22 protein-coding genes and 1 tRNA gene are annotated in these 21,700 nt (G+C 66.3%); 12 read left to right on the forward strand and 11 right to left on the reverse strand.

Going from position 1 to position 21,700, the window contains the following annotated elements; all coding sequences use genetic code 11:
- Positions 1–117 precede the first annotated feature (117 nt).
- The 4 genes from ASC63_RS08320 to ASC63_RS08335 form a co-directional block, all read right to left on the reverse strand.
- On the reverse strand, positions 118–1,053 hold the full coding sequence (locus tag ASC63_RS08320; protein ID WP_055811829.1) for an NUDIX hydrolase: 936 nt from the start codon (positions 1,051–1,053) through the stop codon (positions 118–120).
- On the reverse strand, positions 1,050–3,227 hold the full coding sequence (locus ASC63_RS08325; protein ID WP_082487403.1) for an RNA degradosome polyphosphate kinase: 2,178 nt from the start codon (positions 3,225–3,227) through the stop codon (positions 1,050–1,052). Before ASC63_RS08325 ends, ASC63_RS08320 begins: the two co-directional genes overlap by 4 nt.
- Before the next feature lie 135 nt (positions 3,228–3,362).
- The gene (locus tag ASC63_RS08330; RefSeq protein WP_055811835.1) at positions 3,363–4,385 is read right to left on the reverse strand and encodes a GNAT family N-acetyltransferase; all 1,023 of its coding nucleotides are present in this window, start codon (positions 4,383–4,385) and stop codon (positions 3,363–3,365) included.
- A complete protein-coding gene (locus tag ASC63_RS08335; RefSeq protein ID WP_055811838.1) occupies positions 4,354–5,046 on the reverse strand; it encodes a response regulator transcription factor in 693 nt (230 codons plus the stop codon). Before ASC63_RS08335 ends, ASC63_RS08330 begins: the two co-directional genes overlap by 32 nt.
- A gap of 89 nt (positions 5,047–5,135) precedes the next feature.
- Here ASC63_RS08335 and ASC63_RS08340 point away from each other — a divergent pair, with 89 nt between their 5' ends.
- From ASC63_RS08340 to ygfZ, 3 genes are all read left to right on the forward strand, one after another.
- The gene (locus tag ASC63_RS08340; protein ID WP_055811840.1) at positions 5,136–5,432 is read left to right on the forward strand and encodes a hypothetical protein; all 297 of its coding nucleotides are present in this window, start codon (positions 5,136–5,138) and stop codon (positions 5,430–5,432) included.
- A 174-nt stretch (positions 5,433–5,606) separates the two neighbouring features.
- Entirely contained in the window at positions 5,607–6,254 is a 648-nt protein-coding gene (locus ASC63_RS08345; RefSeq protein ID WP_055811843.1) for an FABP family protein, read from the forward strand.
- A gap of 4 nt (positions 6,255–6,258) precedes the next feature.
- Complete coding sequence (ygfZ, locus tag ASC63_RS08350; protein ID WP_055811846.1) at positions 6,259–7,395, forward strand: CAF17-like 4Fe-4S cluster assembly/insertion protein YgfZ; 1,137 nt, start codon at positions 6,259–6,261, stop codon at positions 7,393–7,395.
- On the opposite strand, the gene ASC63_RS08355 is transcribed toward ygfZ, so the two are convergent.
- Positions 7,396–8,217: a hypothetical protein gene (locus tag ASC63_RS08355; protein ID WP_055811849.1), complete on the reverse strand. Its 822-nt coding sequence runs from the start codon at positions 8,215–8,217 to the stop codon at positions 7,396–7,398.
- A 44-nt stretch (positions 8,218–8,261) separates the two neighbouring features.
- On the opposite strand from ASC63_RS08355, the gene ASC63_RS08360 reads away from it, so the two are divergent.
- A complete protein-coding gene (locus tag ASC63_RS08360; RefSeq protein ID WP_055811852.1) occupies positions 8,262–9,029 on the forward strand; it encodes a phosphoglyceromutase in 768 nt (255 codons plus the stop codon).
- Between the two features lie 25 nt (positions 9,030–9,054).
- Here the strand turns inward: ASC63_RS08360 and phoU are convergent, their stop codons facing one another.
- Positions 9,055–9,708: a phosphate signaling complex protein PhoU gene (gene phoU, locus ASC63_RS08365; protein WP_055811856.1), complete on the reverse strand. Its 654-nt coding sequence runs from the start codon at positions 9,706–9,708 to the stop codon at positions 9,055–9,057.
- Between the two features lie 200 nt (positions 9,709–9,908).
- On the opposite strand from phoU, the gene ASC63_RS08370 reads away from it, so the two are divergent.
- Together ASC63_RS08370 and ASC63_RS08375 are read left to right on the forward strand one after the other, a co-directional pair.
- Positions 9,909–11,090, forward strand: coding sequence for a sensor histidine kinase (locus tag ASC63_RS08370; RefSeq protein WP_055815187.1), 1,182 nt, complete (start codon positions 9,909–9,911; stop codon positions 11,088–11,090).
- Complete coding sequence (locus ASC63_RS08375; RefSeq protein WP_055811859.1) at positions 11,087–11,767, forward strand: response regulator transcription factor; 681 nt, start codon at positions 11,087–11,089, stop codon at positions 11,765–11,767. The genes ASC63_RS08370 and ASC63_RS08375 overlap by 4 nt, the downstream gene beginning before the upstream one ends.
- Positions 11,768–11,785: 18 nt before the next feature.
- Here the strand turns inward: ASC63_RS08375 and ASC63_RS08380 are convergent, their stop codons facing one another.
- The gene (locus ASC63_RS08380; RefSeq protein WP_235492013.1) at positions 11,786–12,313 is read right to left on the reverse strand and encodes a hypothetical protein; all 528 of its coding nucleotides are present in this window, start codon (positions 12,311–12,313) and stop codon (positions 11,786–11,788) included.
- 119 nt (positions 12,314–12,432) lie between these two features.
- Here ASC63_RS08380 and ASC63_RS08385 point away from each other — a divergent pair, with 119 nt between their 5' ends.
- The 4 genes from ASC63_RS08385 (at position 12,433) to rlmB (ending at position 16,673) form a co-directional block, all read left to right on the forward strand.
- Complete coding sequence (locus ASC63_RS08385) at positions 12,433–12,915, forward strand: CarD family transcriptional regulator (RefSeq protein ID WP_055811864.1); 483 nt, start codon at positions 12,433–12,435, stop codon at positions 12,913–12,915.
- A gap of 81 nt (positions 12,916–12,996) precedes the next feature.
- Positions 12,997–14,199, forward strand: coding sequence for a 2-C-methyl-D-erythritol 4-phosphate cytidylyltransferase (gene ispD, locus ASC63_RS08390; protein ID WP_055811867.1), 1,203 nt, complete (start codon positions 12,997–12,999; stop codon positions 14,197–14,199).
- A gap of 9 nt (positions 14,200–14,208) precedes the next feature.
- The gene (gene cysS, locus ASC63_RS08395) at positions 14,209–15,642 is read left to right on the forward strand and encodes a cysteine--tRNA ligase (protein ID WP_055811870.1); all 1,434 of its coding nucleotides are present in this window, start codon (positions 14,209–14,211) and stop codon (positions 15,640–15,642) included.
- Entirely contained in the window at positions 15,639–16,673 is a 1,035-nt protein-coding gene (gene rlmB / locus ASC63_RS08400; RefSeq protein ID WP_055811873.1) for a 23S rRNA (guanosine(2251)-2'-O)-methyltransferase RlmB, read from the forward strand. Before cysS ends, rlmB begins: the two co-directional genes overlap by 4 nt.
- Positions 16,674–16,742: 69 nt before the next feature.
- Here the strand turns inward: rlmB and ASC63_RS08405 are convergent, their stop codons facing one another.
- Positions 16,743–18,035, reverse strand: a complete 1,293-nt coding sequence (locus ASC63_RS08405; RefSeq protein WP_055811876.1) for a DUF4032 domain-containing protein — start codon at positions 18,033–18,035, stop codon at positions 16,743–16,745.
- 96 nt (positions 18,036–18,131) lie between these two features.
- Complete coding sequence (locus ASC63_RS08410; RefSeq protein WP_055811879.1) at positions 18,132–19,229, reverse strand: ABC transporter ATP-binding protein; 1,098 nt, start codon at positions 19,227–19,229, stop codon at positions 18,132–18,134.
- A gap of 272 nt (positions 19,230–19,501) precedes the next feature.
- On the opposite strand from ASC63_RS08410, the gene ASC63_RS08415 reads away from it, so the two are divergent.
- Together ASC63_RS08415 and ASC63_RS08420 are read left to right on the forward strand one after the other, a co-directional pair.
- The gene (locus tag ASC63_RS08415; protein ID WP_055811882.1) at positions 19,502–20,425 is read left to right on the forward strand and encodes a DsbA family protein; all 924 of its coding nucleotides are present in this window, start codon (positions 19,502–19,504) and stop codon (positions 20,423–20,425) included.
- Between the two features lie 62 nt (positions 20,426–20,487).
- Positions 20,488–20,560: transfer RNA gene (locus tag ASC63_RS08420), tRNA-Thr, on the forward strand.
- A gap of 28 nt (positions 20,561–20,588) precedes the next feature.
- Here ASC63_RS08420 and ASC63_RS08425 read toward each other — a convergent pair.
- Positions 20,589–21,134, reverse strand: coding sequence for a nitroreductase family protein (locus ASC63_RS08425; protein WP_082487405.1), 546 nt, complete (start codon positions 21,132–21,134; stop codon positions 20,589–20,591).
- 5 nt (positions 21,135–21,139) lie between these two features.
- Positions 21,140–21,541, reverse strand: coding sequence for a peptide-methionine (R)-S-oxide reductase MsrB (gene msrB, locus ASC63_RS08430; protein ID WP_055811885.1), 402 nt, complete (start codon positions 21,539–21,541; stop codon positions 21,140–21,142).
- Positions 21,542–21,700 lie beyond the last annotated feature (159 nt).

The raw sequence follows: 21,700 nt of genomic DNA on the forward strand, positions 1-21,700 counted from the left end.
TTCCGGGGATTGACAACAGGACGTTTCGGGCCGGTGCTGACCCGACTTCGACGCTATTCCGGATGTGTGACCAGCCTCCCCCCACGTGGTAAACGGGAGGTTAACGCGGAGCGAAGCTCAGACGCGGGGGCTGTGCGTTTCGATGGCGATGATGCCCGAACTGGGGTTGGTGGCCGAGAGGTGCACCACGGAGAAGCCGCCGGTTTCCAGCGCGGCCGACTCGCGCACGTAGCTGCCCATGGCCGTGCCGGTGGCCAACGCGATTTCGCGCAGAATCTCCGGCAGCACCGGCCCATGGCTGCAGAGCACGGCCGATTTCATCGACCGCACGCGTTTGCCGACGACCTCGCGCACGCTCGCCGTGCCTTCCTCATACGAGTCCTGGCTGATGCCGGGGGCGTGCTTGGGCACGATGCCGCTCGCGGCCGCCAGCGGCGCGACGGTCGCCACGCAGCGCACGGCCGGGCTCGTGACGATCTTGCGCGGATGCCACGCCTGCAGCGAGAGCGCATCTTCGGCGGCCTGGCGCACGCCGCGCTCGGTGAGCGGGCGTGTCGCATCCGGCCCGTCCCAGGAGCCGGGAGAGGTGGCCTTGCCGTGTCGCAGGGCGATCAGCGCGAAAGTGCTCGTGACGCCGTCGTCGACCAGCCGCTGAAAGTTTTCGAGAATCTCGACATCCGGGGGATAGCTGAGGTAACCGCGGGCCTTCTTGACACTCACCCATTCGAGCGCAGCCACCTCGCCGTTGGGCAGGAATGTCGAGGAGGCGACGGCCTTGTCACTGACCTCCGCGGCCCAGTAGTGCACGATCTTCTCGCGTCCGCTGGCCAGGGGGTAACTGGAGATGCCCACGGGAACACCGAGGGCGACGGTGAGGCCGGTCTCCTCTTTGATCTCGCGCACCGCGGTCTGCGGCAGCGTCTCGCCGGGGTCGACCTTGCCCTTGGGAATGGTGACGTCGCCGTAGCGGGTGCGATGAATGACCAGCACCATGAGCTTGCCGTCGATGTAGCGCCAGCAGACCGCCCCCGCCGCATAGACCGCGTTCGTCACCGGCGGCCCCCTGAGCGGGGCCGATGCGAGATGTGATGCATGAGCCTATTCTGCAGGTCTTCGAGGGGCTCGCCGCTCGCATTCTTGCTGTGACGTGTCCACGTGCCCTCGGCATCCAGCCACCAGGTGGAGGTGCCGTCGTCGAATGCCACGTCGAACAGGTCGTCGAGCTCGCTGATCTGGGAGGCATCCGTCAGTCGCACGAGGGCCTCGACGCGTCGATCGAGGTTGCGGTGCATCATGTCGGCGCTGCCGATGAAGACCTGGGGATCGCCGTTGTTCACGAATGAGAAGACGCGCGAGTGCTCGAGGTAGCGGCCGAGCACCGAGCGCACCCGAATGTTCGAGCTCAGCCCGTCTTCGCCCGGTCGCAGGCTGCAGATGCCGCGCACCCAGAGATCCACGGGCACGCCGGCTTCGCTCGCCTTGTACAGGGCGTCGATGATCGCCTCGTCCACGATCGAGTTCAGTTTGATGCGGATGCCGCTGGGCAGCCCCGCCGCCGCGTTCTCCGCCTCGGTCTGGATGCGTTTGAGCAGCCCCTTGCGCAGGTGCAGTGGCGCAACCAGCAGTCGCTTGAACTTCTTCTCGATGGCATAACCGCTGAGCTCGTTGAAGAGGCGGGTGAGATCTTTACCCACCTGGTCATCGGAGGTGAACAGGCCGAGGTCTTCGTACAGTCGGCTCGTCTTCGGGTTGTAATTTCCCGTGCCGATGTGGCTGTAATGGCGCAGTTTCCCCTGCTCCTGGCGCACGACGAGCAGCAGCTTGCAGTGGGTTTTCAGCCCGACGAGGCCGTAGACGACGTGCACGCCGGCCTTCTCGAGCTTGCGCGCCCACGAGATGTTGTTCTGCTCATCGAAGCGCGCCTTGATCTCCACGAGGGCGAGCACCTGCTTGCCCGCCTCGGCCGCGTCGATGAGAGCCTCGACGATGGGGCTGTCGCCGGAGGTGCGGTACAGCGTCTGTTTGATGGCCAGCACGTTCGGGTCGCTCGCGGCCTGCTCGAGAAAGGCCTGCACGCTCGTGGCGAACGACTCGTACGGGTGGTGCACGAGTACGTCCCGGCGCGCCACGGCCGCGAAGAGATCGGGTTTCGCGTTCGGCTCGCGGGGCATGAACTGGGCGGCGGTCGTGGGTACGTGAGTGGGGTAATGCAGATCGGGCCGGTCGATCTTGGCCAGATCGAAGAGGCCGCCCAGGTCGAGCGGGGAGGGCAGCCGGTAGACCTCCTGCTCGCTCACATCCAGTTCGCGCACCAGGAGGCCCAGCGTTACCTCGTCCATGTCTGCGGTGACCTCGAGGCGAATCGGCGGGCCGAATCGGCGGCGCAACAGTTCTTTCTCCAGCGCCTGCAGCAGGTTCTCGGTCTCGTCTTCGTCGACCTCGACATCCTCGTTGCGGGTCACCCGAAAAATGTGGTGCTCGAGCACCTCCATGCCGGGAAACAGATCGCCGAGGTGGTTGGCGATGAGGTCTTCGAGCGCGATGAAGCGCATCTGGTCGACGGACTCGCGCTGGTCGATGCGCACGAAGCGCGGAAGCATCGGGGGGACCTTGAGCCGGGCAAACTGCTCCTTGCCGGTCTTCGGATGCCGCACCCGCACCGACAGGTTCAGAGACAGTCCCGAGATGTACGGGAACGGATGCGCCGGGTCGACGGCGAGCGGCATCAGCACCGGGAAGATGCGCTGGGAGAAGATTTCGCGCATCTGGGTGCGGTCACCTTCGTCGAGGCGCTCCCAGGTGACGATCTCGATCCCGGCCTCTCCGAGGGCGGGCTTGATGAGATCCTGGTACACGGCGGCGTGCCGCTCCTGCAGCTCGTGCGCCTTTTCAGAGATGTCTGCAAGCACGTCGACGGGAGCGCGGCCGACGTTGGTGGGCACGGCGAGCCCGGTGAGAATGCGGCGCTTGAGTCCCGCGACGCGCACCATGAAGAACTCGTCGAGATTGCTGGCGAAGATGGCCAGAAAGTTTGCGCGTTCGAGCACCGGAACATCCGGATCTTCGGCGAGCTCGAGCACCCGCTGGTTGAATGCCAGCCAACTCAGCTCCCGGTCGAGATAGCGCTCGTCGGGCAGCGTCGGGTCATTCTCGTAGACAAAGGGTGCGAAGTCGTCGTCGACGTCGCTGCCGAGCCCCGAGTCGAGCAGTATGTTCTCGCCGTCCATCAGAACATCATGTCACCATGACTTGTCACCGGGCGATACCTCTGCCAAACCGTCGGTGAACATCCTTTTCAGGAAATACTGCAGGGCGGCCGGATAGTCCAGCCGGTGCACAGTATTTCCTGAAAAAGGACGTGGTCAGAGGGTTCGTCGGTATTGCACGTCGACCGTGTGGTCGGCGAAGCCCAGGGAACGGTAGAGGCGCACGGCCGGCTCGTTGTCTGCCTCAACGTAGAGCGTGGCGCTGGCGCAGCCGCGTTCGGCCAGCCGCGCGAGCCCCGCGAGCATGAGCCGGCGACCGAGCCCGTGACCGGCGGATGCCGCATCCACGCCGATCACATAGACCTCGCCGCTGCTCTCGCCCGGCTCGATCTTCAGCCAGTTGTAGCCGATCATGGTGCCGGATGCGTCGCGCGCGACAAGAAAATCGCCCGCGTCGAACCACGGCTCGGCCTCGCGTGCGCGCAGATCGCCCACGGTGACGCGGCCCTGTTCCGGATGCGCGGCGAAGACGCGCGCATTGAGCGCGACCCACTCGTCTTCGTCGAGACCTCCGCGAAAGCTCGTGATCGAGCCGCCCGGTCCTTCCGGACTGCCCGTCGAAAACGACGGAGTTTTCGACGATAACGGCAGTATTCGGCCCTCAGGGACGGATTTGCTTGAAATCTCCGTCGTTTTCGACAAGGTGGGGCCGGGTGCAGCAGCCTGCAGGGGCGCGAGCTTGAGCTGCAGCAGCGTGCGCACCGGCTCGAAGCCGAAGCGCGGGGCGAGCAGGCGCGCGGCCGGGTGGTCGCCATGCGACCAGGCCGTGAGCTCGCCGTGTGCATGTGACAGCAGCCCCGGCAGCGCGACCGCTGCGTAGCCTTTGCCGCGAAAGACGGGGTCGATCACGAGGTCGAGCTCGCCAGCGCCGACGATCGCCGCGCCGACGGTGTGTCCGTCGAGAGCCGGACTGTCGGCATCCGGCTGCCACACGGCATCCGTCGACGTGACAGTGGCGACCACAGGCGTGCGATGCCCGGATGCGAGGTCGAGACGCGCCTGTTCGTTGAAGGGGTCGTATCCGTCACTCTCGCGCGCGGCATCCGCAACCCGAAAGAAATCGGATGCGGCTGCCGTGTTCGAAAGATCAGGAACCGACAGGCGGAGCGAGTCGCTCATTGTCGTCCTCAGAGACATTGAAGCGGTAGCCGACATTGCGCACCGTGCCGATGAGCGACTCCAAGTCGCCGAGCTTGGCGCGCAGGCGCCGCACGTGCACGTCGACGGTGCGGGTGCCGCCGAAATAGTCGTACCCCCACACCTCGCTGAGCAGTTGCTCACGGGTGAAGACCCGTGAGGGGTGCCCGGCCAGGAAGCGCAGCAGTTCGAACTCCTTGAAGGTGAGGTCGAGCGTGCGCCCGTGCGCCTTCGCCGAATAGCTGGCCTCGTCGATGGTGATGCCCGAGGCCTGAATGGTGGTCTGCGCCGGTTCCAGCGACTGCCGCCCTATTGCGAGCCGGATGCGCGCATCCGCCTCCGCAGGACCAGCCGTGTCTACCACGACGTCGCTGATGCCCCAGTCGGCATGCACGGCGGCGAGACCCCCCTCGGTGAGCACGAGCATGAGCGGAACGCTGACGCCCGTGGTCGTGAGCAGTTTGCAGAGCGACTTGGCGCCGGCGAGATCGGTGCGCGCGTCGATGAAGATGAGGTCGCATCCCGGGGCGTTGACAAGAGAAGCCGGCGTTGCGGGAATCTGCCGCACCTGATGGCCCAGCAATGAGAGCGCGGGCAACACCTCCACGTCTGGCGCAGAGGTCAGGATCAATAGTTGCGCCATGGGGCCTCCTGAGCGTGCGCGCCCAGCCTATCGGACGTCGATTCGTGCCTGCGCCCATCGTGACGCGCGGATCGGGGCAGAATGGATGCATGACGACACCGACACCCGTCCCGCTGAGCCCGGCGCGGCGCTGGGCGAGCATCGTGGCCGTGTGGCTGGCGGCGGCGGTGTGCTCCGTCATCATCATCGCCTTTGCGCAGCCCGCGCACTACACGCCGTGGCTCAGCCTGACCCTGGCGATCTGCGTGGTGGGTGCGCTGTGCGTGCAACTCGCCACCCAGGAGAAGCGCGGTTTCGTCTCCCGGCTCGTCGCCAGCATCATGGGGGCGATCGCGGTGCTGGCCATCGCATCCGTCATTCTGGCGTTCACCGGCCTCGGCGCCTGACGCGCCGCACGAGCCGTGCAGGATAGACTGGCTTCATGCCTCTCGTGACTCTGGAGCTCTTCTTCGTCGGACTGCTCGGCCTGGCCTCGCTGGCCATTGCCGGCGTGGCTGTTCTGGTCGTGTATCGACTGTTCCAGGGCCAGCGCTAGGCATCTGGCCAACCCGGCGAACGCCATGATCGAGATTCCCACCGGCCTGCCGGCAGAGATCGTGCCGCTCTCATGGCTGCTCGGCGTCTGGGAGGGCACGGGCGTGCTCGACTATGTGCTCGACGAGGCGAGCGGCGAGACACATGTGCAGAGGGAGTTCGGCCAGCGCGTGAGCTTCAGCCACGACGGCCTGCCTTACCTCAACTACAGCTCATACACGTGGCTGATCTCCGACGATGAGAATCACGAGGGCGACGAGACGGATGCCGACGACGCCGAGCGCCCGCTCGTCGCGGAAACCGGCTACTGGCGGCTCAGCCGACCGCTGACCGACGGCGATCCCGGGCCGGCGATGCTGCCCGGTGTCGGAGCGCGTCCCTTCGCGAACGCTGAGTCCGTTGAGACGCTGCGCAACGCATCCGGTGGCTTCGACCTGGAGGTCTCGCTCGTGCACCCCGACGGGGTCGCCGAGCTGTACCTCGGCCAGATCACCGGGCCCCGCGTCGACCTGTCGACGGATGCGGTCATTCGCAGCGCAACCGCCAAAGAGTATGCGGCGGCCACCCGGCTCTACGGGCTCGTCGATGCGCATCTGCTGTGGGCGTGGGATATTGCCGCCCTCGGGCAGGACCTGCGCACGCACGCATCCGCTCGTCTCGCGAAGGTGGACTGACGCCATGACCAACCCCTTTCTCGCGCTGAGCGGCGCCGTCGAGGCGGGCGGCCGCGACGCGGGTGTCGCCGCGCACTATGGCAACCCGGTGCTCGAACAGCGCCGTCTGGCCGCTGGAGACGCCATCGTCGACCTCTCCCATCGCGCCGTGCTCACCATCACCGGCCCCGATCGCCTGAGCTGGCTGAACTCGATCAGCAGCCAGAGCCTCACGCGTATGGGTGCGGGAGACAGCTCGGAGACGCTGTTGCTCGCACAGACGGGCCGGGTGGAGCACGCCGTGCGCCTGATCGACGACGGTGAGACGCTCTGGCTGCTCGTGGAGCACGACGAGGCGGATGCCCTGCTCGGCTGGCTGACGTCGATGCGATTCATGCTGCGTGTCGAGCTCGCCGATCGCAGCGAGGAGTTCGCCACGATCGGGGCGCTGGGCTCCGGCGAACTCGTGAGCGCCGCAGTGTCGAACGGCACCGCCTTGGTCTGGCACGACCCGTGGACGGCGGTCGCGCCAGGCGGTCACCAATATGCGACGGCGGCCGAGCACCCCGGCGCGGGCTGGAACTGGAGCGAGACGCTGGTGGCTCGAGGCGAGCTCGACGGGATTGCCGCGCGCGCGGCATCCGCAGAGCTGCCGGTCGCCGGTCTGCTGGCGGTGGAGGCGCTGCGCATCGCGGCGTGGCGTCCGCGCTTCGCCACCGAGGTCGACGAGCGCACGATTCCGCACGAACTCGACTGGCTGCGCAGCGCCGTGCACCTGGAGAAGGGCTGCTATCGCGGCCAGGAAACCATCGCCAAGGTGCACAATCTGGGGCACCCGCCGCGCCGGCTCGTGATGCTGCACCTCGATGGCTCGGATGCCGTTCTGCCCGGCGCCGGAAGCCCGGTGTGGTTCTCGCAGGAGGGCGAGCGTCGCGAGGTTGGGCTGGTCACTTCCAGCGCCATGCACCACGAGTTGGGGCCCATCGCGCTCGCCGTGGTGAAGAGAAGCACGGATGTCTCGCTCACCCTCAACGTCGACGCGGAGGGCATCGTTGTCGCGGCGGCTCAGGAGGTGGTGGTTCCGCCGACGGCGGGCGCCGTGGCCAACGTGCCGCGTATCCCACGCATCGGAGCCGTCACCCGCCCCGCTTCCACGCCATAGCTACCACGTGAACCCGCGCGGTTTCACCGCATCCCACACAACGCTCACCTCGCCGAGCTTGACGCGTGCGCGGTTGGAGCGCAGCGGCCAGCCGGCATCCGTGAGCGCGCGTACCGTCGCTGCCCACCGTTGCGCGGGCCCATAGGTCGCCAGCGCCGCGTTGTACTGCCAGTGCCGATCGAGGTCGGTCATGAATTCGTGTACCTTTTCGCCATCGACGTTGCGATGGATCAGAATCTTCGGCAGCCGCTCGGCCACTATCGCCGGATGCTCAAGCCCGGCCAGTCGCATCGAGACGGTGAGGTGCTGCGGCCCGTCGGCCGTCACATCCACCCAGCTGGCGATGCGCCCGATCTCGTCGCAGGTACCGTCGATGAGTACGCCGCCGGGCTGCAGGCGCGTGACCAGCAGTTGCCACGACGGCAGCACGGCGTGCTCGGGGTACTGGCGCAGCACGTTGAGGGCGCGGATCACGGCCGCGCGCCGACCGCCGGCAAGCGGCACCTCGAAGCCGCCCGTCGCAAAGCCGACGCGGGCATCCGGGGCAAAGCTCGTTCGGCCGGCGCGCACCTCCCGTAGCTGCGCTTGCGCGGTGCGCACACGTTCCGGCTCGATCTCGATGCCGAGCACCTCCACATCCGCCCGACTGCGCGCCAGCCGCTGGTGCAGCTCGAGCGCTGTCACGGCGCTGGCTCCATAGCCCAGATCGACGACGAGCGGATCGGCGGCGCGGCGCAGCACCGCAAGCGTCGCGATCCAGCGATCCACGCGTCGCAGCCGATTCGTGTTGGTGGTTCCGCGGGTGACCGAGCCGACTGCCATGCCTCCATCCTTCCAGCCGCAGGCCGAGCCGGTAGATTGGAGGCATGACCGAGTACTCCACGCAGCCCGCCGCCCACACCCTGATTCTGCTGCGTCACGGCAACAGCGAGTGGAACCAGAAGAACCTCTTCACCGGCTGGGTCGACGTGCGTCTGAGCGAGCAGGGCGTCACCGAGGCCAGGCGCGCGGGCGAACTGCTGCTGGAGTCCGGCCTTGAGCCGGACGTGCTCTATACCTCGGTTCTCACGCGCGCCATCCAGACCGCGAACCTCGCGCTCGAGGTGGCCGACCGGCTGTGGATCGACGTGAAGCGTTCGTGGCGGCTCAACGAGCGCCACTACGGCGCGCTGCAGGGGCTCGACAAGGCCGAGACGCTTGAGAAGTTCGGCCCCGAGCAGTTCCAGACCTGGCGCCGCTCCTTCGACGTGCCGCCGCCGCTGCTCGACGACGACAGCGAGTTCTCCCAGGCGCACGACCCCCGTTACGCGGGCCTCGGCGACGATCTGCCGCGCACTGAGTCGCTCAAGCTCGTGATCGAGCGGATGCTGCCGTACTGGGAGTCCGACATCACGAAAGATCTCGAGGCGGGCAAGACCGTGCTCGTCACTGCCCACGGCAACTCCCTGCGCGCGCTCGTCAAGCATCTCGACGGCATCTCGGACGACGAGATCGCCGAGCTGAACATTCCCACCGGCATCCCGCTGGTCTACAAACTCGACGCCGACTTCCGGCCCGTATCGGCGGCTGAATACCTCGACCCCGAGGCTGCCGCGGCAGGCGCCGCCGCAGTAGCCGCGCAGGGCAAGAAGTAGCGCCCGCTACTCGCCCAGCGAAACCTCAGGCCTCGTCGGCGACCCAGTCGCCGGTGCCGAGGTACTGCACCTTCTTGGCGATCGAGACGGCGTGGTCTGCGAAACGCTCGTGGTAGCGCGAGGCGAGCGTGGCATCCACGGTGTCTACCGCTTCACCCTTCCATTTCTCGCCGAGAACCTTGTCGAAGACGCTCACGTGCAGATCATCGATGAGGTCATCGTCGTTGCGAATCTCCTCGGCGATCGAGAGCTCCTGCGTGCGCAGCAGTTCGGCGAGTTTCGTGGCGATGAGCACATCCAGTCGCCCCATCTCCTTGAACGTCGAGCGCAGGCTCTTGGGGACGACCTTGTCGGGAAAGCGGTAGCGCGCGAGCTGGGCGATGTGCTCGGCCATGTCACCCATGCGCTCGAGCGAGGCACTGATGCGCAATGCGCTCACCACGATGCGCAGGTCGCGAGCCACCGGCTGCTGGCGGGCCAGAATCTGTATAGACAGCTCGTCGAGCACAACCGTGAGTTCGTCGATCTTGTTGTCGTTGGCTATCACGGTCTCGGCGAGTGAGACATCCGATTCGTTGAACGCCCGCGTCGCATTCTCGATCGAGAGCACGACAAGCTCGGCAATCTCCACGAGCCGGTCCTGAACCTCACGCAGCTCCTGCTGGAATACCTCGCGCATGAACTTGTGATCCTTCCCTTTCGGTGCGTTTTCGCACCGCAGACGGGCACCGCACATGGGCGCACTCGCCCGCACTTGTCTCTATGGTGCCCAGAACAGGTTAACGAATGGTGCCGGGCATCTGAACACTGTCTAAAGTATCGCCGTCTTTGCGCCGATCAAGCCGGATGCGACGCTCCGCGTTGGCTACGCTGGGCAGCATGGACTCCACCTGGTTGGTGCTGCTGTCTCTGGCACTGGGCCTTGTGGTCGGCGCCGGTTTCGTGGCCATCCTTCATGTTGCCGCCCGCCGGGGCGAGCAGGCTGCGGATGTCGTCAACTCCGGGGTTCCCGACGGCGTCGATCAAATCATCGACGCGCTCGGCTCTGCCGGCATCGTCGTCGATCCATCGAACAACGTCATGAAGGCCTCGCCCGGAGCCCATTCGCTGGGCCTGGTGTGGAATGACACCCTCGTGCAGCCCGAGTTGGCCGAACTGGTCGACACGGTGCGCCGCAGCGGCGAGTCGATCAGCCGCGACCTCGTGATACCCCGTGGCCCGTTCGGCGACGCGAGCATTCATCTGCACGCCCGGGTCGCCCGACTGGGCAGCCGCTACATTCTGCTGCTGGCCGAAGACCACACCGAGTCGGTGCGACTCGACGAGGTGCGCCGCGACTTCATCGCCAACATCAGCCACGAATTGAAGACCCCCATCGGCGCGGTAGGCCTGCTCGCCGAGGCATTGCAGAGCGCGGCGGATGACGCGGAGCAGGTTCGCCGCTTTGGCGAGCGGCTCAGCCAGGAGTCGCAGCGGCTGGCGCGCATCACCCAGGACATCATCGAGCTCTCCCGGCTGCAGTCCTCCACCTCGCTTGCCAACCCGACACCGCTCGCGATCGACGACGTCGTTGTCGCTGCGGTCAACCAGAATCGCGTGGCTGCGGATGCCCGTGCCATCGAGTTGGCGGTCGGCGGCTCGTCGCGGGCCCACGTCTACGGCGTGGAGTCGATGCTGGTCACCGCCGTGGACAATCTCATCTCGAACGCCCTTCAGCACTCGCCCGAGCGCAGCCGTGTCGGCATCGGCGTCAAGGTGGCCGACGGAGCCGTGGAGATCGCCATCACCGACCAGGGCGAGGGAATCCCCGAGGCCGAACTCGACCGCATCTTTGAGCGCTTCTACCGTGTCGATCAGGCGCGCTCCCGCAGCACCGGCGGAACCGGGCTCGGCCTGGCGATAGTCAAGCACGCCGTTCAGAACCATGGCGGGGAGGTGCGAGTGTGGTCCCAGCCCGGCCGGGGATCCACCTTCACCATTCGGCTGCCGGAAGCATCCACGCAGCTGCCCGCCGCATCCGCTAACGGCGCCGTCCGCGCCTCGATTGGAGACACTCCGTGACTCATCTGCTACTCGTCGAAGACGAAGCGTCCCTCAGTGAGCCGCTGGCCTTTCTGCTGCGACGCGAAGGCTACGACGTGACCGTCGCCGCGGACGGGCCTGCCGCGTTGAGCGAGTTCGATCGGGCCGGCGCCGACCTGGTGCTGCTCGACCTGATGCTTCCCGGACTGCCCGGAACCGAGGTCTGCCGCGAGCTGCGGGCACGATCCGGCGTTCCCATCATCATGCTCACGGCCAAAGACTCCGAGGTTGACATCGTGGTGGGGCTCGAGCTGGGTGCAGACGACTACGTGACCAAGCCGTATTCGACCCGGGAACTGCTGGCTCGCATCCGCGCCGTGCTGCGCAGGCGTACCGAGGCGGATGCCGACGACGAGAATGTGCTCGAGTCCGGCTCGGTGCGCATGGATGTCGACAGCCACACGGTCAGTGTGGACGGTGCCGAAATTGCTATGCCGTTGAAGGAATTCGAGCTGCTTGAACTGTTGTTGCGCAACGCGGGACGCGTGCTCACTCGCGGTCAACTGATCGACAGGGTGTGGGGCAGCGACTATTTCGGCGACACGAAGACGCTGGATGTGCACATCAAGCGCATTCGTTCGCGCATCGAGAAGAATCCCTCAGACCCGGTCATGGTGGTCACGGTGCGCGGGCTCGGCTACCGCTTCAACGCCTGAGGCGGGAAGCTCACCGCGTTACGGTGTGGCGACGGGCGTCGGCGTCAGGGTGCTGTACGCGGGCAGGCCATTGGTGAGCACGGGCACGAGCAACTGCAGGCCGGTTTCGGAGCCGTACTGAAAGTAGACCTTGTGCAGCGTGCCGGGCTTCGCGTCGATGTTGGAGAAGACCACGGCCTCGTCGTCGCTCGTGCCGACCACACGGGTGGCGCCGGGCTCGACCGTGACGAATTCGTTCGTGCTGTCGCCGCCGGTGGTGCTCTGAATCTTCACGCGGTGGCTTTTGGTGTCCTGGTTGACCAGGGTGACCAGGAGGTTCGCGGAGGTGCCGTTGTCGCTGATGAGTATGGCATTGCGCACGTCGATGTTGCCAACAGAGCCGCTCACGCCGTCGCTCGCGTCGTAGTGCTCGGTGGTCGTCTGGGGGGAGATCAGGGTGCAGCCCGTCGCTCCGAGCACAACCGCTGCCGTCAGAACGATGGATGCCGCGATACGACCTCTCACAAGACCCTCCAGAGTCGGTCCGCGGGGGCCGGGAGTGGCCATGCTACGAGCGGAATCCGCTTCGAGTTTAGCGTATGGTGTGGCGTCGCCGACGACGGGGGAGCGAACCTTACCACTAAGCGACTGTGGTATTCTATAAGTTGCTGAAGGGACATCAATCTATGCTTTTCGAGGTTGGCGAGACCGTCGTTTACCCCCATCATGGAGCCGCAACGATCACCGAGGTGAAGAAGAGGATCATCAAGGGTGAAGAGAAGCTCTACCTGAAGCTCAACGTCACCCAGGGCGATCTGACCATTGAGGTTCCTGCCGAGAATGTCGACCTTGTCGGCGTGCGTGACGTCATCGGCAAGGAAGGCCTCGACCGCGTGTTCGAGGTGCTTCGCGCGCCGTTCACCGAGGAGCCCACCAACTGGTCTCGCCGTTACAAGGCGAACCTGGAGAAGCTGGCTTCCGGCGACGTGATCAAGGTCTCCGAGGTCGTTCGCGACCTGTGGCGCCGCGATCAGGATCGCGGACTCTCCGCTGGCGAGAAGCGCATGCTGGCGAAGGCTCGGCAGATTCTCATCTCCGAGCTGGCTCTGGCTGAGAAGACCGACGAAGAGAAGGCATCCACCGTTCTCGACGAGGTTCTGGCTTCCTAGCTTCCGATCACCGAGCCCGCTCCGGTCCTTGAGCTTGTCGAGGGACCGTACGGCTCGGCTCGGTGCCGGTAATCTCGACACATGAGTACCCCGCGCATCGCCGTCATCGTGGTAGCCGCGGGCAGCGGAACCCGTTTGGGCGCTGATGTGCCCAAGGCGTTTGTCGCGCTCGCGGGGTCCACGGTGCTGGCGCGCTCACTGCATGCCGTCTTCGGCATGCAGGAACAGGCCCAGGTGATAGTTGTCGCTCCGGCGAGCGATGAAGCGGACGCGCGCGCGATAGGCGTGCAGGCGGCGGGAGTCGCATCCGCGTCGTTGACCGTCGTCACCGGCGGCGACACCCGGCAGCAGTCCGTGGCCGCCGGTCTTGGCGAGTTGGTCGACGGCATCGAACTCGTGCTCGTGCATGACGCTGCCCGCGCGCTGACGCCGTCGGCGCTGTTCGACGCGGTCGCGGTCGCGGTGCGGCAACGTTCCCACGGCGTCATCCCCGGTCTTGCCGTCAGCGACACCATCAAGCGAACGGATGCCGCTGGCGGCATCATCGAGACCGTCGACCGCTCCGAGCTCTCCGCCGTGCAGACCCCGCAGGGTTTTCCACGACAACAGCTCGTGGACGCGTACGCGAGGCCGAGCGGCGACTTTACGGACGATGCCGCGCTCGTCATGGCCGCGGGGCATCCCGTCTCGGTGCTGCCGGGCGATCCGCTCGCGTTCAAGATCACGACTGCCTGGGACCTGCAGAGGGCCGAGCAGCTTCTGTCGGCCGGATCCGCGGTGCCGGGCGGAGCATCCGGGGCCGAGCGAATCGGTGTCGGGACCGACACTCATGCCTTCGACGCGTCGGCCGAGCTCTGGCTTGCCGGCCTGCACTGGCCGGGGGAGCCCGGACTTGCCGGCCACAGCGATGGTGATGCGGTGGCGCACGCGATCACGGACGCACTGCTGGCTGCGGCCGGCCTCGGCGACATCGGCAGCGTCTTCGGCACGAACGATCCGCGTTTTGACGGCGCGCACGGCAGCGTCTTTCTGACGGAGACACGACGCCGGGTCGAGAATGCGGGCTTCGCGATACGCAACGTTTCGGTGCAGCTCATCGGTAACCGACCGCGATTCGCCGGTCGGCGCGCAGAGGCGCAGACGTTGCTCAGCGAGTTGCTCGGTGCCCCCGTGAGCGTCTCCGCCACCACAACGGATGGCCTCGGCTTCACGGGGCGCGGCGAGGGGGTGGCGGCGATTGCGACGGCGCTGTTGCACGCATCCGGCACAGCATGCGCAAAGTAGGCTTGAGCGGTGACCGTGCGACTCTATGACACCAGGGCCCAGGCCCTGCGTGACTTCACCCCTCTTGTCGGTGGCGCCGTCGGGCTCTACGTCTGCGGGCCGACGGTGCAGTCCTCGCCGCACATCGGTCACCTGCGCTCCGCTCTGGTCTACGACCAGCTGCGCCGTTGGTTCAGCTATCGCGGCTATGACGTGACCCTCGTGCGCAACGTGACGGACATCGACGACAAGATCCTCGTGAACGCCGCTCTCGCGCAGCAAGGCGGCAGCAGCGAGCAGTGGTGGGCGCTGGCATATCGCTACGAGCTCGAGTTCACGGCGGGATACACGGCGCTGGGCATCCTGCCCCCCACCTACGAACCACGAGCCACCGCGAGCATTCCGCAAATGCAGGAGATCATCCAGCGGCTCATCGAAGGCGGGCACGCCTATGCCGCAGCCGACGGTTCAGGTGATGTCTACTTCGACGTGACGAACTGGCCGGCATACGGGGAGCTCACGCGGCAGAGCATCGACAACATGGAGGCTGCGGCGGATGCCGACCCCCGGGCCAAGCGCGACCCCCGCGACTTCGCGCTCTGGAAGGGGCGCAAGGCCGGTGAACCGGAGTCTGTGTCGTGGCAGAGCCCATGGGGCGCCGGGCGACCCGGCTGGCACATCGAGTGCTCGGCCATGTCGGCGCGCTACCTGGGGCAGCACTTCGACATTCATGGCGGCGGGCTTGACCTGCGTTTTCCCCACCACGAGAACGAGCTGGCCCAGTCGAACGCGGTGGGCTACGGCTTCGCCAATTATTGGGTGCACAACGGTCTGGTGCATGTGAACGGCCAGAAGATGTCGAAGTCACTCGGCAATTCGGTCTACGCCGCCGAACTGCTTGCGGAGGCCCCGCCGCTCGCCGTGCGTTACTACCTCGGTGCGGCGCATTACCGTTCAACCATTGACTACCACGACGGCTCCCTGGCCGAGGCCGAGGCCGCGCTTGAGCGCATCACGGGCTTCCTTGACCGCGTTCAGCGCAGGCTCGCCGATACCCGATTCTCCGGAGCGGGCAGTGAGAGCGTGCCCGAGGCGTTCGCCGACGCCATGGACGACGACCTGGCCGTTCCCCAGGCGCTCGGAGTGCTGCACGAGACGGTGCGCGCGGGAAACGCGGCACTCGATGACGAAGATCTCGCGGCCGCGGCATCCGCCCGTTCGGCCGTCGTGGCCATGACCGAGGTGCTCGGCATCAACCCGGCTTCGCCGCAGTGGAGCAACGGGGCGGATGCGCCGGCCCGACGCGCACTTGCGACTCTCGTCGAGCGACTCATCGAGGGCAGGCAGGCCGCCCGAACCAACCGCGATTACGCGGAAGCAGACCGGATTCGCGACGAGCTCGCGGTGGCCGGAATCACCATCGAAGACACCCCCACGGGTGCACATTGGAGCGTCGAATCGTGAAGAACCCAGCAGGCAAGCCCCGTGCGGGCGCCGTGAGAAAGGGCCGCAAGGGCCCGCAGGTCGGTTCGGGCGGACAGGGGCGGCAGGCCCTCGAGGGCAAGAAGCCCACCCCGAAGGCCGAGGATCGCCCGTACCACCCCGCGGGCAAGCGCAAGGCCGCCCAGGAGCGCTACGCGGCGGCCGGTGGCAGGCCGAAGACCGAGCGGCGGCCAGACGGCCAGGGAACACGTGGCTTCGAACAGGGCCGCTCCTCGCGGTCCTCGCGCAAGCAGGGCGACGAGAGCGAGATGGTGACGGGCCGCAACTCCGTGCTCGAGGCACTCCGCGCGAAGATTCCGGCGAGCACGCTCTACATCGCTGCCCGAATCGAGATGGATGACCGGGTCAAGGAGATCCTGTCGCTCGCGACTGGGCGCGGCATTGCCGTTCTCGAGGTGATGCGACCCGAGCTCGATCGCCTGGCCGGGCGCGACTCTGTGCACCAGGGGCTCGCGCTCAAGGTTCCGCCGTACGAGTACGCGCATCCGCTTGAACTGCTCGAACTCACCATCAGTCGCGGCCACAAGCCGCTGTTCGTGGCGCTCGACGGCATCACCGACCCGCGCAACCTGGGCGCGATCATCCGCTCGACGGCCGCGTTCGGCGGCCACGGCGTGATTGTGCCGCAGCGTCGCTCGGTGGGGGTGACGGCTTCGGCGTGGAAGACCTCGGCCGGGGCCGCCGCGCGCACCCCCGTGGCCATGGCGACCAACCTCACCCAGACGCTCAAGGCGCTCAAGGAACGCGGCGTGTTCGTGCTCGGACTCGACGGCGGCGGAGACGTGTCGCTGCCCGGGCTCGAGCTCGCGGATCGCCCGATTGTGGTCGTGGTGGGCAGCGAGGGCAAGGGTCTCTCGCGCCTGGTCACCGAAACGTGCGATGCCATAGTGTCGATCCCGATCAGCGCGGGCACCGAGTCGCTGAACGCCGGCATCGCCGCGAGCGTCACGCTCTACGAGATCTCGAAGCTCCGCGCGGCTGCACGCTCCTAATTCAGGAAATGCGGCAGGGCGGCTGCACTATGCGGTCGCCCTGCAGTATTTCCTGAAAAGGGCGCGGTCTCAGACCTTGGAGCGCCAGTCGGCCGTGTCGTCGTCGTCGACGACGACGGCGTTCGGCAGCGTGATGGCCTCGGTGAGCGGGCCGATCACGGTGGCTTCATCGCGCCGGTGGCGAAGAATGTCGTTCACATAGGAGGTCACGGCCTCGGCGAGCGGCACATCCCGGCCCTCGTTCTGCGAGAGGTACCAGCGGTGGTCGAGCAGTTGGTGGAACACCTCGGCCGGTTCGAGCTTGCCGCGCAACTCCGTGGGGATGGCACGCACTATCGGCTCGAAGACGCGCAGCAGCCATTCGTGTGCCGCTGCCTCCTCGTCGAGACCGACCTTGCCCAGGGTTGCCGTGTACGCATCCAGGTCGTTGAGCAGCCGGCGGGCCTGATTCTCCTGCACATCGAGTCCGGTCAGGCGCAGCAGGCGCCGCTGGTGGTGCCCCGCGTCGACGACCTTCGGCTGGATGCGCACGGTCGTGCTGGTGTCATCCGTCTTGATCGCGAGTTCCTCGATGTCAAAACCGAGATCGTTCAGCCGATTGACGCGTTCGGCGATGCGCCAGCGTTCTGAGGTGGAGAACGACTCGCTGCCGGTGAGTTCCTTCCACAGCGAGCGATATGCCGCAACGATGCCGTCGGAGAGCTTCAGCGGGTCGAGTTCTTCGTCGACGCGCCCGCCCGCTTCGAGGTCCATGAGCTCGCCGGCGATGTTCACGCGCGCGATCTCGAGGTCGTTCTCACGCTGCCCGTTGGAGAGGCCACCGTCATAGATCTGCCCGGTCTCGGCATCCACCAGATAGGCGGCGAATGAGCCGGCGTCACGCCGGAACAGCGTATTGGAGAGCGAGACGTCGCCCCAGAAGAAGCCCGCGATATGCAGCCGCACGAGCAGCACGGCCAGCGCATCGACAAGCCGGGTGGCGGTATCCGGTCGCAGGGTCTGCGAGAACAGCGCACGGTACGGCAGCGAGAATTTGAGGTGGCGGGTGACCAGCACCGACTTCAGTTCGTGACCGTCGTCATCCGTGCGGTTGGTGATCACGGCGACGGGATCGACGCAGGGAATGTCGGTTCGCTGCAGCGTGCGCAGCATGTCGTATTCGCGTTTGGCCATCTCGCTCGTGGTCTCCTTGATGGCTATGACGTAGCCGGAGAGGTTGGCGAAGCGCACCAGGTGACGTGAGATGCCCTTGGGCAGCAGGGCGATGTGATCTTTGGGCCACTCGTCGAGAGGCACATTCCACGGAAGGTCGAGCAGTGCCGGGTCGACGGTGGCCGACGTGATGTTCAGTGAGCCGCTCATGATCCTTCTCGTGTCACAGTTCGTCTCGTGCCGTTAAACGGTTGTGCCGGTCGGATCGCGCACGAGGCGCGACCCGACCGGCAGAACCAACGAGCTTTAGTCGACGACTGCGCCACCGAGGCGCAGGCCGGTCTCGGCGTCGAAGGTGTGCAGGTGGCCGCCCTTGGGCGCGATGTAGACCGTCTCACCCGCGTTGGGGTGCGAGCGGCCATCGACGCGAGCAACGATGTCGGTGCGCTTGCCCTCGACCTCGCTGTGGCCGTAGAGGTAGCCGTCGGCGCCGAGTTCCTCGACGAGGTCAACCGTGACCTTCAGGCCAGCGCCCTCGGCGCTGGTCACAACGACGTCTTCGGGGCGGATGCCGATGGTCACCTGGCTGCCGGTGGCACCGGCGAGCGTCTCGCGCTCCACCGGAACGACGGCGGTGCCGAACTTGATGCCGCCATCGGTGATGTCTGCACCGAACAGGTTCATGGCCGGGCTGCCGATGAATCCGGCAACGAAAACGTTCTGCGGCTGTGCGTACAGGTCGCGGGGGGTGCCGACCTGCTGCAGAACGCCGTCCTTGAGCACGGCGATGCGGTCACCCATGGTGAGCGCCTCGGTCTGGTCGTGCGTGACGTAGACCGTGGTGACGCCGAGGCGGCGCGTGAGCGACGCGATCTGGGTGCGGGTCTGCACGCGCAGCTTGGCGTCGAGGTTCGACAGCGGCTCGTCCATGAGGAACACCTGGGGGCTGCGCACGATGGCACGGCCCATGGCGACGCGCTGACGCTGGCCACCGGAGAGCGCCTTCGGCTTGCGGCCGAGGTAGTCCTCAAGGTCGAGCAGCTTGGCTGCCTCGAGAACGCGGGCGGCGCGCTCTTCCTTGTGAACGCCGGCAATCTTGAGCGCAAAGCCCATGTTCTCGGCGACCGTCATGTGCGGGTAGAGAGCGTAGTTCTGGAAGACCATGGCGATGTCGCGGTCTTTCGGCGGAACATCCGTCACGTTGCGCTCACCGATGAAGATGTTGCCGTCGTTGACCTCTTCGAGGCCCGCGAGCATGCGCAGCGACGTGGACTTTCCGCAACCGGAGGGGCCAACGAGAACAAGGAACTCGCCGTCAGCGACCTGGAGGTCGAGACCATCAACGGCGGGGCGGGTGGAACCCGGGTAGAGGCGGGTTGCCTTGTCAAAAGTGACAGATGCCATGACTGTATTACTCCTTCACCGGCAGGTACGTGCCGGACGATCCGTAGTGAATGGATGATGAACGCCACCGGGGTAATCGGCGATGATCTCGAACCATAGTATGCCATTTCCGTGCGGGCCTTGTCGCCGCCGCCGACGGGGGGACGCGATGGGCACCCTGCGGACATCCAGCGTGCGTTTGGTCATTTCCCAGACAGGCGATTTACTATCTTGAGTGCGTTTGCCTGCGGTGCAGCTCTCGCATTCACTTTTCCACGTGCAAATGAGGATCCATGACGAACGGCGTATCAAGCGGCGGTCGGGGCAACCCGAGTCAACGCCGCGAGGACGCTCGAATCAAGGCCCGCCAGCTGCGTGAATCACAGAAGAAGCGCGATCGACGCAACCGGCTGATGCTGCAGGGTGGCATCGGCGTCGCCGTTGTCGTTGCCCTCGCAATCGTGGCGGTCATCATTGTCAGCTCGATTCGGCCGCCCGTGTCGGGGCCGCTGAACATGGCCAGCGACGGCATTGTGATCGGTGAGGGGCTGAAGGTCGTTCCCACGGGTTCGCTGCCGCCGGATGCCGCGCCCGTCGCGTCGACGCCCGATCCGAGCGGGAATGTGGTCGCCATCCGCATCTACGCCGACTACCTCTGCCCGACATGCAGCCAGTTCATGAAGACGAACGGTAAGCAGATCGAGGCAATGGCGAGTTCGGGCGCCGTGACCGTGGAGTTTCACCCTGTCGCGCTGCTCACCAGCCACTCCTCGGGAACGAAGTATTCGCTGCGGGCGGCTAACGCGGCCGGCTGCGTCGCCAACGCGTCGCCCAACCACTTCTACGCGTTCAACTCGTTGCTGTTCAAGCACCAGCCCGGCGAGAGCAGCCCAGGGCTGAGCGATGCGCAGCTGAAGAAGTACGTGGCTTCGGCCAATGCGAACTCTCGCGGCACGATCGACACGTGCATCGACAAGGGCACTTTTGAACCGTGGGTGCAGGCCGCCACCGATCGCGCAGTCGCCGGTCCGATCCCGGGCACCGATCTCAAGCCGTCGAAGCTGAACAGCAGCATGCTCGTGCTCGTCGACGGCAAGCAGTACTCCGGCTCGATCACCGACGCAGACGAGTTCAAGGCATTCGTGCTGCAGGCATCCGCCGAGTCGTACCAAAGCTCGACGGCCACGCCGACTCCGACGTCGACACCCGCCGGTTAGCGTCAGATGCGCCCGTGCGCACGTCGGGGCGAAAGATTTGCATAGGATGGGTTGTTCCCTCTGCCGACCTGGCGCAATTGGTAGCGCACCGCTCTTGTAAAGCGAAGGTTACGGGTTCGAGTCCCGTGGTCGGCTCCGCAATGTCCTCGCTGTGTGCGGGCGCCTAGAGCGTCGAGATGTACTGCTCCGCATCGACCGGTCGCTTCGGGCCGGAATCGTCGCGCTCGGGGGTGCCGACATAGAGCCAGCCCAGCAGTTCTTCGTTCGGTGCCAGGGCGTGCATCCGCCGTACGGCGTCGCTGCGGGTGTGCGGGCCGGTGCGCCAAATGACGCCCCACCCGGCCTCGTCGAGCAGCAGGCTCAGAGTGTGTGCGACGCCGGCCGCGGCCGCATCCTGCTCCCAGTCGGCAACCTTGGCGCTCTCCCGCCGCACCGTCACGAGCGCTATCAAGAGCGGCGCCCGAAGCGGCTTGGCCGCGAGCTTCGCCGCATCCTTGTCATCGAGCTGGGCTGATGCGGCGAGCGCCTCGCCGAGCCGGTTGCGCGCGTCGCCGCGCAACTCGATCAGGCGCCACGGACGCAGCGAACTGTGGTCGGCGCTGCGGGAGGCGGCCGCCACCAGTGGAAGCAATTGTTCGCGCGAGGGCGCGGGCTCGCCGACACGCGAGCGTGAGCGTCGGGCGAGCGCCGCTTCGAGGGCGGTGCCCACGTCGGCTATTCCGCGGCCTTGAAGCCGAGCGAGAGCGAGTTCATGCAATAACGGTCGCCGGTGGGCGTACCGAAGCCGTCGTCGAAGACGTGGCCGAGGTGTGAGCCGCAGTTGGCGCAGCGCACCTCAGTGCGCACCATGCCCAGGCTGCGGTCCTCGACCAGCGTGACCGCGTCGGGTCGTACGGATTCGTAAAAGCTGGGCCATCCGCATCCGGAATCGAACTTCGTGCCGCTCTGGAACAGGTCGGCGTTACAGGCGCCGCAGGTGTAGAGGCCTGCGCGGCTCTCGTCGAGCAGTTCTCCTGTCCAGGGGCGCTCCGTGGAGGCTTCACGCAGCACCGCGAATTGCTCGGGGGTCAATACCTCGCGCCATTCTTCGTCGCTCTTGGTTGCGCGCTCGTTCATGCGAGACCCTTTCGATGGAAGCCGAATGCCGGTTGAAACCCCGTCACTACAGACTAAACGTCAGACGCGTGTCGGGCATTCCTCATGACGTTGCGCGACGGCACGCTCCTGGAGTTCGGACGGTCGGCGACGTGCCCGCCCGCCTCGGCTCGTACACAG

Origin of the sequence: Leifsonia sp. Root112D2 (genome assembly GCF_001424905.1) — a bacterium.
GTDB lineage: Bacteria > Actinomycetota > Actinomycetes > Actinomycetales > Microbacteriaceae > Root112D2.